Here is a 12441-nt window from a genome sequence, read left to right as displayed (position 1 = left end):
GCTTCACCCCAGCACGTTCGCATAGACCTGCTGCGCGAAGCGCTGCGGGTCCGTCGATTTCCTGATCACGCCGATCCGGCGGAAGTCGTCCGCGTAGAACGCGATCTCGCTTTGCAGATCGACGTTCGTCGGATGATGCGTGTACGTGAGCGTCGCGTACAGCTTGCGCAGGTCTTCCGGATCTATCTTCGGCGAATACTTCGCGAACACCTTCGCCGATTCGTTCGGATTCTCGTGTGTGTAGTCGGTCGCCTGCACGATCGCGCGCGCGAGCGCGGCGGCGGCCGGCCGGTCGTTGCGCACGAGCGCGCCGCGCGCGCCGATCACGCAGCACACCTTGCGCGCATATTCGCCGGTCAGGTTCGTCGCGAGTTCCGCGTACTTGCCGCCGCTGCGCTTTTCGAGCAGATAGAGGTTCGGGTCGCCGTCGGCGATCGCGTGGATCTCGCCCTTGTCGACCGCGACACCGAGCAGGTCGGCCGGATACTGCCGCCACGTGACGTCGCGCTCCGGATCGATGCCGTGCTTCGCGAGCAGGATCGAGAAGAAGTGCTTGCCGGGCGCGGCGAGGTCGCTCACGCCGACTGTCCTGCCCTTGAGCGCCGCGAGCGACGTGACGCCCGCCGCCTTCGCGCCGACGAGCCGCACGCAGCCGCCGTGCGAGCTGCCGATGATCTTCACGTCGAAGCCCGCTTCGAGCGGCTTCAACCACCTGTGGATCATGCCGACCGCGGCGTCGGCCTTGCCGGTCGCGATCGATTCGAGCAACTGGTCAGTCGAGCCGCTGTAGTTGATCAGGTCGACCGACAGGCCGTTCTTCTCGAAGAAGCCGAGTTCCTTCGCGACGACGATCGGCGTGAGGCAGAACGCGTTCTGGTTCCACGCGAACGTGAGCTTCCTGAGCGGCGGCGCGGACCAGACCTTGCGGCCGAGCGTCAGCGCCGGCGCGGCGAGCGCGGCCGCGCCCGCCGCGCGCAGCAGCGTGCGGCGGCTCGATGCGGGCGGCGCGGGCGCATCGGCGGGCGTGCCGCCAGCGGGCGCGGCGTCGGGCGAGAGGGCGTCGGGGGCGGGTGTCATGACGAAGATCTCCAGATGGGGCGAATGAGGTGAGCGGCGGCCGTGCGTCGAGCGCGCTCAGTCGAGCAGGTCGGGCTCGTCGGCGACGAGCGCCGCGTACAGGCTCTCGAACGCGTGCAGCGCGCCTTCCGGGCCGCCGATCTGGCCGTGCGTATGGCGCGCGGTGGCCGCGTCGATCGGGCGCGGCGCGCCCGCGGCCTCGGCGAGCAACTGCGTGTGCGCGGCGTTATCGAGCGCGATATACCACCACGCGGCCGCCTCGACGCTCGGCCCGGCGGTGAGGATGCCGTGGTTGCGCAGGATCACGCCTTTCACGGTGCCGCCGCCGTCCGGCTTCGCGAGCGCGCGGGCGATCCGCTCGCCTTCGCTCGTGTCGACGACCATGCCGGTGAAGTCGTCGAACAGCGCGTGATCCTCGAAGAACACGCAGGCGTCCTGCGTCAGCGGATCGAGCGGGCGGCCGAGCGTCGACCATGCCTTGCCGTGCGTCGAATGCGTGTGCGCGGCCGCGACGACGTGCGGATGCGCGTCGTGGATCGCCGCGTGGATCGCGAACGCGGCCTGGTTGAGCGGCCGCTCGCCGATCACGGTTTCGCCGCGGCCATTGACGAGCAGCAGGTCCGACACTTTGATCCGCGAGAAATGCACGCCGAGCGGGTTGACCCAGAAGTGGTCGGTCAGCTCGGGGTCGCGCGCGGTGATATGGCCGGCGAGGCCGAGATCGAAGCCATGCCGCGCGAACAGCCGGAATGCGCCGGCGAGCCGCTCGCGCCGATGCCGGCGCTGCGCGTCGGCGCCGATGCGCGGCGCGGGCGGATCGAACCAGAATTTCCGCTGCGGATGCGGATTGAGCGTGAGACCGGACGCGGGGCGAGTTTCGGCGGACAGGATGGCGGACATGGCGGTGGGGGCTCGGGGAACTGGTTGGCTGACCGGCTGATCGACGACGTGCCCGATCGCCGGCGGCGCGCGGGACGAACCTCGGCGGCGCTCAAGCAACCTTGCGGGCCGCGTCGCGCGCGGCGACGAGCGCGCGCACGCGCGGGATCAGCTCGCGGCCGTAATCGATCGCGTCGTCGAGCGGATCGAAGCCGCGGATCAGGAACGTCGTGACGCCGAGGTCGTAGTAATCGGCGAGCGCGTCGGCGACCTGCTCGGGCGTGCCGACGAGCGCAGTCGAATTCGAGCGCGCGCCCGTGAGCTTCGCGATCTCGGTCCACAGCCGCTTGTCGACGCGCGCGCCGTGAGCGGCCGCGGCGAGCAGCCGCCGCGCGCCTTCGCTCTGCTGCGGGCTGCCGGCGCCGAGCCCGGCCGCGTCGCGCAGCCGCCGCGTCTCGCCGAGAATCCGGTGCGCGCGCGCCCACGCCGCATCCTCGGTCGCGGCGAGGATCGGGCGGAACGACACCGAGAAGCGCACCTGCCGGCCGTGCGCGGCCGCCGCGGCGCGCACGCGCGCCGTCAGCTCGCGCACCTGGTCGAGTGATTCGCCCCACAGCGCGTAGACGTCCGCGTGCTTGCCGGCCACCGCGAGCGCCGCCTCCGACGCGCCGCCGAAATACACGGGCACGTGCGGCTTCTGCGCGGGCTTCACTTCCGAATGGGCCTGCCTGAAGCGGTAGTGAACGCCTTCGTGATCGAACGGGCGATCCTCGGTCCAGATCCGGCGCAGGATGCCCAGATACTCATCGGTGCGCGCGTAGCGCGCGTCGTGGTCGAGAAAATCGCCGTCGCGCTGCTGCTCGTCGTCGGAGCCGCCGGAGATGAAGTGGACCGCGAGGCGGCCGCCGCTGAACTGGTCGAGCGTCGCGATCTGGCGCGCGGCGAGCGTGGGCGCGGTGAAGCCCGGGCGGTGGGCGAGCATGAAGTGAATGCGCTCGGTGACGGCCGCCGCGTACGAGATCGTCAGCGTCGCCGATGGTCCCGTCGAATGATGCGGCACGAGGATGCGATCGAAGCCGGCGCGCTCGTGCGCCTGCGCGAACGTGCGGACGTAGTCGCGGTCGACCGCGTTGCCGGTCGGTGGATGGATCTCCGACTGCTTCTGACTCTGGATCATGCCGATGATCTCGACGCTCATCTGGGTCTCCGATGCGGGTTGCCCGGCCGCGGCCGGGCGGTTCGATGCCGGCCCGGCGCGCGCCGGAAAAAGCGTGCGCGCGGCGGGACTCAGGAGCGCAGATTACCACCGGGATCATGCAACAGATAAATAATAAATCCCGGAAACCATATCGTATTTGCATGGTTTGCCGGGCCGGACGGCGCGCTTACGCTGTGGGCAATCCGGTTCGTTTGCGCTGCTTCGCGCATCGGTCGGGCGGTTTTTTTCTGACTTTTCTGACTGTTCTGACGATCGATCGGCTCGCCCGCGATCGGTTTCGATGACGGAATGTCCGCAGATGGCTTCTCTTTTTGCTGAATCGTCTTCCGTGCACGCGGACGGCGCGCAAGATGAGCGCGCGTCGGTTGAATCCGCGACCGCCGCGAACGACGACGCCCGGCTCGACGCGGGTCTTGCCGCGAGCCTGGCCGAACTCGTTCCGCGCATCGCCGAGCGCGCGGCGCGGCACGACGCGGACGGCAGCTTTCCGCACGCGCATTTCGAATGGCTGCACGCGCATGGCCTGATCGCGCAGGCCGTGCCGCGCGAGCACGGCGGGGGCGGCGCGACGCTCGCCCGCGCGCGCCGGATCGTCGGCGCGATCGCGCGTGCGGACGCGGCGACCGCGCTCGTGCTGACGATGACCTACCTGCAGCATCGCGCGCTCGGCCGTGCTGACAGCCGCTGGCCGGCGTCCGCGCGGCGCGCGGTATTCGCGAGCGCGGTTGCCGACGGCGCGCTGATCAACGCGCTGCGCGTCGAGCCCGAGCTCGGCTCGCCCGCGCGCGGCGGGCTGCCCGCGACCGTCGCGCGCCGCGACGGCGACGGCTGGCGCGTGAGCGGCCACAAGCTGTACAGCACCGGCATTCCGGCGCTGCGTTGGCTCGCGGTGTGGGCGCGGACGGACGAAGCGCCGCCGCGCGTCGGCGTGTTTCTCGTGCCGCGCGACGCGGCGCGCGAGCACGCGGGCGGCGATGGCATCCGCGTGATAGAAAGCTGGAATCACCTCGGGCTGCGCGCATCGGGCAGCCACGAAGTCGTGTTCGACGGCGTGCGGATTCCGCTCGATCACGCAGTCGATCTGCGCGCGCCGGACGAATGGGCGCGGGCGAGCGCGAGCCAGGCCGACGTCGATGCGCACGCCGACCAGCAAGCATGGATGATCGTGCTGCTTGGCAGCCTGTACGACGCGGTTGCGCAAGCGGCGCGCGACTGGGTCGTCGGGTTCGCGAGCGAGCGCGCGCCGGCGGGCCTCGGCGCGCCGCTCGCGACGCTGCCGCGCGTGCAGGAAATCGTCGGCGAGATCGACGCGCTGCTGCAGACGAACCGCGTGCTGCTCGACGACGCGTCCGCGCGCGCGGACGCTGGCGCGCCGCTTCGCGTCGACGCGAGCGGGCTCGTGAAGTTCACGGTGACGAACCACGCGATTCGCGTGACGGAGCTCGCGTTGCAGCTATCGGGCAACCACGGGCTGAGCCGCCACAACCCGCTCGAGCGGCATCATCGCGACGTGCTGTGCAGCCGGATTCATACGCCGCAGAACGATTCGATACTCGTCGCGGCGGGGCGCGCCGCGTTCGCCGCGCATCGCGATCTCGATGCGCGGTGATGCGCTTCGCGAAGCGCAACGCGAAGCGAATGGCGCGCGGCGCAATGAACCGCGCGGGGAGCGAAGCGCCGCGCCGCATCGCGCGACGTGCGCGCAAAACCGCAAAACGGACGCTGCCGCGACGTTCCGCCCAGGGCCGTCTCGGACCGTCTCAGGCCCGCTCGCGCGGCCGTTTCGCGCTGCCGCCGACTCGCTCGCGCGGCGCTCGCGCGGCGCGTGCCGCATTCGGCTCGCGCGCATCCCCGAGCGTGCGAAACCGCGCCCGCGCGAGCTGCCCGATCGCGCCGGCGGGCTCGGCGAGCCGCGCGGCGTCCACGCGCCGCAGCGCCCACAGATCGATCCGCGGCTTGAAGTCGGCGAGCGGCACGATGTCGAGCGCCTCGCGCAACGGGCTGATCTCGACGAGCGGCAGCGGCGCGAGCCCGAGCCCGAGGCCGTTCGCGACGCTTTGCAATTGCAGCTCGCGCGCATACGTGTCGAGCGTGACGCGCAGCGACAGCCGCTGCGCGTCGAGCGCGCGCTTCAGGCCCGCGCGAAATCCGCAGCCGTCCGGGTTCAGCACCCAGCCGGCTTCGTGGCAGTCGGCGAGCCGGTAGCTGCGGCGCGGGAAGTCGCCCTTGCGCGCAACAACGACGAGCCGCGTGCCGACGAGTCGCTCGCCCGTGACTTGCGGCGGCAGCGCGATCTCGCGCGCGAGGAACACGAGCGCCGCGTCGAGCTCGTCACGGCCGAGCTGATCGAGCAGCGCGCCGCCCCAGCCGGTCGCGACCCGCGGCGCGAGCGCGGGCCAGCGCTCGCCGAGCATCGCGAGCAGATCGAGCAGCAGCAGCTCGCCGATCCCGTGCGTGAGCCCGAGCCGGAACGCGCCAGCGGGCGGCAGCGGCTCGGCGGCGAGCTCGCGCAGCGCGCGCATCTCGCGCAGCACCGCGCGGCATTGGTCGTGCACGCGCCAGCCCATCTCGGTCGGGCGGGGCGGCTTCGTGTTGCGGTCGAGCAGCTCGACGCCGAGCGCTTCCTCGAGGTTCTGCACGCGGCGCGTGATCGCCGGCTGCGTGATGCCGAGCTCGGCTGCGGCCAGGCTCAGCGACTGGCAGCGGACCACGGCGGCATAGGCGTCGATGTCGCTGATTTTCATGTTTGTCTTGCATGGAGTTCGAGGTGCATCATGTCGATCAATCATATTCGAAGAGACTGCCGATGAGCGCGCGTTCTTTGCATAATGAATCCTCCCCGGCTGCGTTGCGCGCGAGCGTGCCGCTGCGCGCGTTCGTGGCCGCGTTCGAGCGGCTCGTCGACACGCGCCCGGACGAGCCGCGCACCCTGCGCGACGGCGCGGCGCTGCTCGCCGATCTCGTCGCGCGTGACGACTGGCTGCCGCTCGCTTACGCCCGTTCCGATCCCGAGCGCTACCAGCAGTTCCTGCTGCATCTCGATCCGGCCGCGCGCTTTTCGGTCGTGAGCTTCGTGTGGGGGCCGGGGCAGGCGACACCGATCCACGACCACACCGTTTGGGGGCTGATCGGCGTGCTGCGCGGCGCCGAGTATTCGCAGCCTTACGCGCTCGCGCCGGACGGACGGCCGCTGCCCGCGGGCAAGGCGGTGCGGCTCGAGCCGGGGCGCGTCGACGCGGTGTCGCCGTCGATCGGCGACATCCATCGCGTGAGCAACGCGTTCTCCGATCGCGTGTCGATCAGCATCCACGTCTATGGCGCGGACATCGGCGCGGTCGAGCGCTCGGTCTATCGCGACGACGGCACGCGCAAGCCGTTCGTGTCCGGGTATTCGCATGCCGGTTGAGCGCGTGCCGATCGAGCGCGTGCACCGGTCTGCGGCGCTTCGCCGCGCGGCGCGCGCTGCGGCCGGCGCGCGCGATCGCCCGATGTCTTTTCCCTGCCGCGCGTCGATCGCCGACGGCGACGCGACGCCCATCCACTCCCGTTTTTTCCGAAGCCGCCTGATCCGATGACCATCGATTCCGTGACCCCATCTTCGCCGGCCTCGCATCGCGTCGCCGATTCCGCTTTGCCGAACGCGCGCGATTGCGCACCCGCGCGCTTGCCGGCGCTATCCGCCGCCGACGTGCGCGCCGCGCTGCTCGCCGGCGCGGAGATCGCGTTGATCGACGTGCGCGAGGAAGACCCATATGCGCGCGGCCATCCGCTGTGGGCCGCGAATTTTCCGCTGTCGAAGCTCGAACTCGACGCATGGACGCGCATTCCGCGCCGCGACACGACGATCGCGATCTACGGCGAAGCGCTCGGCGAGGATCTCGCGCCGCGCGCGGCAGCGGTGCTCGCGTCGCTCGGCTACACGCGCGTGCATCTGCTCGAAGGCGGGCTCGCCGGCTGGCAGGCGGCGGGCGGCGAGCTCTTCATCGACGTCAACGTGCCGAGCAAGGCGTTCGGCGAGCTCGTCGAGGCGAAGCGGCACACGCCGTCGCTGTCCGCGCAGGAAGTGAAGCAGTTGATCGATGCGCGGGCCGACGTCGTGATCGTCGATGCGCGGCGCTTCGACGAATACCAGACGATGAGCATCCCGGGCGCGACGAGCGTGCCGGGCGCGGAACTCGTGTTGCGGGTGCGCGAGCTCGCGCCCGATCCGGCGACGCGCGTGATCGTGAACTGCGCGGGGCGCACGCGCAGCATCATCGGCGCGCAGTCGCTCGTCAACGCGGGGCTGCCGAATCCGGTCGCCGCGCTGCGCAACGGCACGATCGGCTGGACGCTCGCAGGGCAGACGCTCGATCACGGCGCGTCGCGGCGCTTTCCCGAGCAGGTGGACGCGGCGCGGCGCGAGGCCGTGCGGCAGGCGGCGCGCGACGTTGCGCGGCGCGCGGGCGTCGCGCGCATCGCGTCGAGCGAGCTGCGCGCGCTCGAGGCCGACGATCGCACGCTCTATCGCTTCGACGTGCGCACGCCGGACGAATACGCGGCCGGCCACCTGCCGGGCTTCGCGAGCGCGCCGGGCGGCCAGCTCGTGCAGGAGACCGACCATCATGCGCCGGTGCGCGGCGCGCGGATCGTGCTCGCGGACGACGACGGCGTGCGCGCCGACATGACCGCGTCGTGGCTCGCGCAGATGGGGTGGGACGTGCGCGTCGTCGAGCCGGTCGACGCGCGCGAGCGCGGGGAGCGAGGGGAGCCGGCCGCGAGTGCGCCGCAGCCGCAGGCGAGTGAGACGGTGTCGGTCGATACGCTCGCGCAATGGCTGGGCGCGCATGCGGGCGCGGACGCCGGCGCGGCGGCGAACGGGCTTCCCGAAGGACAAGCTGCGCACGGCGATGCGAGCGCGCGGAACACACGGGACGCGCAGGACGCGCATGCACGCGAAGTCCCCGGCGAAGGCGGCGGCGGGCATGCGGATCACCGTGCCGGCGAGCGAGCGGACGACGCGCCAATCGACGTCGCGGTCATCGACGTCACCGCGAGCACGAACTACGTGAAGCGGCACATTCCCGGCGCATGGTATGCGGTGCGCGCACAGCTTCGCGACGCGCTCACACGCATTCCGCGCGCGCGCCGCTACGTGCTGACGTGCGGATCGGGGCAATTGGCCGCGTTCGCGGCGGCGGATCTGCGCGCGCTGCTGCCGGCGGGCACGCCGGTTCACGTGCTCGAAGGCGGCACGCTCGCGTGGCTTGCCGCGGGCTTGCCGGTCGAGCACGGCGAGACGCGGCTGGCCTCGCCGCGCATCGACCGCTACCGGCGGCCATACGAGGGCACGGGCAACGCGGCCGAAGCGATGCAGGCGTACCTCGACTGGGAATTCGGCCTCGTCGAGCAGCTCGGGCGCGACGGCACGCACCGCTTCGACGTGCTTTGAACGTGCGTCGCGCGCGCGATGAGCGGATGACCTGAGCGAGGCTTGCGATCGTTTCGTGCGACGGGGGCGGGAGGCGCGAGAGGGGCGAGAGGGGCGAGAGGGGCGAGAGGGGCGAGAGGGGGCGAGCGAGGGACGCGACCCGATGAAGGGCGCGGCCGATGCCGCGCAGCGCGTTCGACACGATGCGGCGCGAGCCGACGCTGGCCGAAAATCGGCCGGCTGCGCTTCGCGAGCACAGCCGAGGCCGGTTTGGCAAGCTCCGACATCGAATTCGGGCCCGATGCATTCGTTTTTCGTTCGAAGTCCGAAGCCGCAAGTCCGGGGGCCCAATTCGAAGGGGGCGAAGGCCGAGGCCCAATGCCGGGCCGGCGCCCGAACCCAAGCGCCGCCGCCACCTGCGCCGACGTCCGCCCCGGCCGCCCGACGCGCCGCTCCTCCCGCTGCGCAACCCGCGCCCCGCACCCAGGTCATTGAACGAACACGTTTTCGCTTCCGCGGGCACGGGGTTCCGGCCGCCCGGAATCGTCACACGAAAGCTGTCTGGAAGCAATCTGGAAGGACTGTGTGAATGTAAATTCGGGTAAATCCCGTGTCGAGGGGAACCGGTTTCAGCCAACCGCTTGCCCGCCCGCGAAACCCTTGTCCTTGCAGCATTAAAACTAACTGGTTAGTGAATTCCCGCGTTGCGCGGAGCCGACGGATCTTTATTCTTCGTTTTGCAACACGACCGGATCGGTGAGAATGGCGGCCGCATGGGCAGACCATGCCGCGTGACACACCACACAAAAATTTCTTGAGGACGGAGAATCAATGAAAAAGCGCACAGCGGTCGCGATGACGGCCGTCGGTTTGGCGGCTGTCGCCACCGCGCACGCACAGAGCAGCGTGACGCTTTACGGCATCGTCGATAACGGCATCGCGTATCAGAGCAGCAGCACGTCGCTCGGCTCGACGACAGGCGGCCGCTCGGCCGTGAAGATGTCGACGGGCGTGTGGGCGGGCAGCCGCTTCGGCCTGAAGGGCAGCGAGGACCTCGGCGGCGGCTCGAAGGCGATCTTCCAGCTCGAATCGGGCTTCAGCACGGCCAACGGCACGTCGCAGTTCGCGGGCGGCATCTTCACGCGTCAGGCGTGGGTCGGCCTGACCAACCCGACGTACGGTACGCTGACGGCCGGCCGTCAATACACCGCGTACTACACGCTGCTGTCGCCGTACAGCCCGACGACCTGGCTCACCGGCTACTTCGGCGCGCATCCGGGCGACATCGATTCGCTCGACACCAGCTATCGCGCGAACAATTCGCTCGTCTACCTGTCGCCGAAGTTCTACGGCTTCACGTTCGGCGGCTCATATGCGTTCGGCGGCCAGCCGGGCAGCGTGAACGCCGGTTCCACGTGGAGCGCGGGCATCCAGTACATGAACGGTCCGCTCGGCATCGCGGCGGCGTTCCAGCGCGTGAACAACTCGACGTCGGGCGGCGGCGACTGGGGCGCGAATTCGACGACGTCGAACGGCGGCGCGCAGACGGCCGTGTCCGCGATCAACAACGGCTACAAGACCGCGCAGGCGCAGCAGCGCGTCGCGGTGACGGCCGGCTACCAGTTCTCGCCCGCGTGGGACGTCTCGGTGTCGTACTCGAACGTGCAGTACATCCCGGGCGTGAACTCGGCGTTCCGCAACACGGCGATCTTCAACACCGCGGGCGCGGTGCTGCACTTCAAGCCGTCGGCTCAGTGGGATTTCGCGGGCGGCTACGCGTACACGCGCGCGACGCAATCGAACGGCATCACGAGCGCCGCGCAGTACCACCAGTTCACGCTGTCGCAGTACTACAGCCTGTCGAAGCGCACGGGCCTCTACGCGGTCGAGGCGTACCAGCGCGCGAACGGCAAGACGCTCGCGGGCGGCAAGATCATCGACGCGACCGCGTCGATCGGCGACGGCTTCAACACATCGCCGTCATCGTCGCGCAGCCAGGTGGGCCTCGGCGTCGGTCTGATCCACCGCTTCTAAGCGCACGCGTCGGCGCGACGCTTGCGTCGCGCGGGCAGTCGCACGAGCAGCCGGCCTTCGGGCCGGCTGTTTGCTTTGGGCGTGGCGGCGTGCGCTCGCGTCGCGGCATGCCGCGGCATGCGCTGCTCGCCGCGTTTGCCGCGCGTCCGGGCAAGCGATCGGACGGACGCGCCCGATCGGCGCTGGTCAGAACCGGCAGTTCGCGGTGTCTTCGAGCGTCGCAAACGCGCCGTTCAACGTCAGATTGTGATGCTCGATGATTGCGCGTGCGGATAGCGCCGACGTGTCCATGCAAGTGTGCGCGTCGGCGACCAGCACCGGCCGGAAACCCAGATCGGCAGCCGCGCGGCACGTCGTGTCGACGCAGTACTCCGTTTTCATGCCGGTGACGACCAGTTCGTCGATGCCGGCGTCGGCGAGCCAGGCCGCCAGGCCGGTGCCGAGAAAGCAATTCGGGCGGGTCTTGTCGAATAGCGTGTCGACGTTCGCGCGCACGGCAAGATCGGGCAGCAACCGGGTCAGCGGGCTGCCCGGCGCGATCGGCGAGCCCTGCGGGCCCGTGTGCCGGGCCGCGAAAACGGGGGCATCGGCTTCGCGAGCCTTGCCGATCAGCCGGTTGATGTTATCGAGGACGCGGCTTCCCGCGTGGGGCCGGTCGGGGCCGTTGAACAAGCCATGCTGCATGTCGACGATCAGAAGGGCGCGGCGTGAGGCGCGTGGCGCGTTCATCGTGTTTCTCCGGTATTGCCCGCGGCGGACGGAGAAACGACAAGGCCCCGTCCTTCGCGGGCGGGGCCTTGGGTGAATACGTTGAGTGAATCGAAGCCGACGTACTGACCTCACGACCCGCCATCGGCGGTCGTGGTCGTCGTAGTCGCGGTGAAAGTGACGTGGGCCATGCGAGCGATCATGCTGGAAGCCGGGCGTCGCGTCAATCGTCGCTCCGGGTCGTGCCGGCGGCCGGGCGCTGTCGCGCATGGGCGAGCAGCGGCATCGATCGCACATGCCGGGCCGGGCGTGACGGCGCGGCTGTCGGCGGCGGCGTGTGCCGATGCATACCCAATGCACACCGACGCCGAATCGACGCCGAATCGACGCGCTGTTTCGGTCAGCGCTCGACGTCGGCGCGGTAGCCTCGCATGCCGACGCGCAGCACGTTGCCGTCCGGCGTGAACAGGCGGGGGATGTCGGGGGCGGCGGGCGACGGCAGCGCGGGTGCGGGGCGCGGTGCGTCGTCCTCGATCGCGCGCGGCTTCGGCGCGATCTTCACGGCCGTGGGCGGATGATGCATCCGCGCCTCGACGACGTGCGGCGCGACGCGCTTGCGCTTCGCGGCAGGGGCGGCCGGTTTGCGGGCAGGCGGGTCGTGGCGCGCGCCGGTGCTCGAGCCGGTGCGCGCTTCGGGCGGATTCCAGATCTCGACGTAGCGTTCGCCCGCCAATGTCGAGGCTGTGAAAGCCAACAACAGCAATCCGCATCCAACCAGTTTCACTATGTCTTCTCCGTGGCCCGTCCCGCGATGCCCGATTCGCCTCGGCCGCCGCGCCGAAGCGCGAGCGGCTCGGCGGGCTGCCCGGCAGCACGCGATTCTCGCATGGAAAACCGGCGGCGCGAGCTGTATGAATATACAGCTTTTTCCGACGATGTCCACTGCCGCGGCGCGCTCCGTCGGACGGTGTCGGTTTTTCGCCGCATCGACGGATTTGCTCGTGCGCATCGCTTGACGCCACGCGGTTTGATCCGTTCGGGATACGGTATACCTTTGTTCGACACGCGCCGGGCGACGCTTGCGCCCGCCCCGGCGCGAACCGCGTGCCCAGCG

Annotated in this window: 10 protein-coding genes; 4 read left to right on the top strand and 6 right to left on the bottom strand. The window is 70.3% G+C overall.

Annotated features, from left to right (window positions below; all coding sequences use genetic code 11):
• Window positions 1-3: 3 nt before the first annotated feature.
• The 3 genes from WT16_RS19865 to WT16_RS19855 all read right to left on the bottom strand — a co-directional run bounded on the left by WT16_RS19865 (window position 4) and on the right by WT16_RS19855 (window position 3154).
• Window positions 4-1077 carry an ABC transporter substrate-binding protein gene (locus tag WT16_RS19865; RefSeq protein ID WP_231892086.1) on the bottom strand — a complete coding sequence of 358 codons (1074 nt, stop codon included), beginning with the start codon at window positions 1075-1077 and terminating at the stop codon, window positions 4-6.
• A 57-nt stretch (window positions 1078-1134) separates the two neighbouring features.
• Window positions 1135-1977, bottom strand: a complete 843-nt coding sequence (locus tag WT16_RS19860; RefSeq protein WP_006027633.1) for a class II aldolase/adducin family protein — start codon at window positions 1975-1977, stop codon at window positions 1135-1137.
• 91 nt (window positions 1978-2068) lie between these two features.
• A complete protein-coding gene (locus WT16_RS19855) occupies window positions 2069-3154 on the bottom strand; it encodes an LLM class flavin-dependent oxidoreductase (RefSeq protein WP_015603197.1) in 1086 nt (361 codons plus the stop codon).
• A gap of 319 nt (window positions 3155-3473) precedes the next feature.
• Here WT16_RS19855 and WT16_RS19850 point away from each other — a divergent pair, with 319 nt between their 5' ends.
• A complete protein-coding gene (locus WT16_RS19850) occupies window positions 3474-4784 on the top strand; it encodes an acyl-CoA dehydrogenase family protein (RefSeq protein ID WP_156521473.1) in 1311 nt (436 codons plus the stop codon).
• 151 nt (window positions 4785-4935) lie between these two features.
• Here the strand turns inward: WT16_RS19850 and WT16_RS19845 are convergent, their stop codons facing one another.
• Window positions 4936-5919: a LysR family transcriptional regulator gene (locus tag WT16_RS19845; RefSeq protein WP_063534034.1), complete on the bottom strand. Its 984-nt coding sequence runs from the start codon at window positions 5917-5919 to the stop codon at window positions 4936-4938.
• 62 nt (window positions 5920-5981) lie between these two features.
• Here WT16_RS19845 and WT16_RS19840 point away from each other — a divergent pair, with 62 nt between their 5' ends.
• From WT16_RS19840 to WT16_RS19825, 3 genes are all read left to right on the top strand, one after another.
• Entirely contained in the window at window positions 5982-6581 is a 600-nt protein-coding gene (locus WT16_RS19840) for a cysteine dioxygenase (protein ID WP_063534907.1), read from the top strand.
• A 165-nt stretch (window positions 6582-6746) separates the two neighbouring features.
• Entirely contained in the window at window positions 6747-8606 is a 1860-nt protein-coding gene (locus WT16_RS19830; RefSeq protein WP_231892085.1) for a rhodanese-related sulfurtransferase, read from the top strand.
• 810 nt (window positions 8607-9416) lie between these two features.
• Entirely contained in the window at window positions 9417-10619 is a 1203-nt protein-coding gene (locus WT16_RS19825; protein WP_015603285.1) for a porin, read from the top strand.
• A gap of 186 nt (window positions 10620-10805) precedes the next feature.
• Here WT16_RS19825 and WT16_RS19820 read toward each other — a convergent pair whose 3' ends face one another.
• Together WT16_RS19820 and WT16_RS19815 are read right to left on the bottom strand one after the other, a co-directional pair.
• On the bottom strand, window positions 10806-11348 hold the full coding sequence (locus WT16_RS19820) for a cysteine hydrolase family protein (protein WP_015602932.1): 543 nt from the start codon (window positions 11346-11348) through the stop codon (window positions 10806-10808).
• Between the two features lie 379 nt (window positions 11349-11727).
• Entirely contained in the window at window positions 11728-12081 is a 354-nt protein-coding gene (locus WT16_RS19815; protein WP_041862062.1) for a hypothetical protein, read from the bottom strand.
• Window positions 12082-12441: the final 360 nt, after the last annotated feature.

This window comes from Burkholderia sp. MSMB1589WGS (genome assembly GCF_001636105.1).
In the GTDB taxonomy this organism is placed as follows: Bacteria; Pseudomonadota; Gammaproteobacteria; order Burkholderiales; family Burkholderiaceae; genus Burkholderia; species Burkholderia humptydooensis.
The sequence above is the reverse complement of the archived record's forward strand: the minus strand, read 5'-3'. Positions and strand labels throughout refer to the sequence as shown.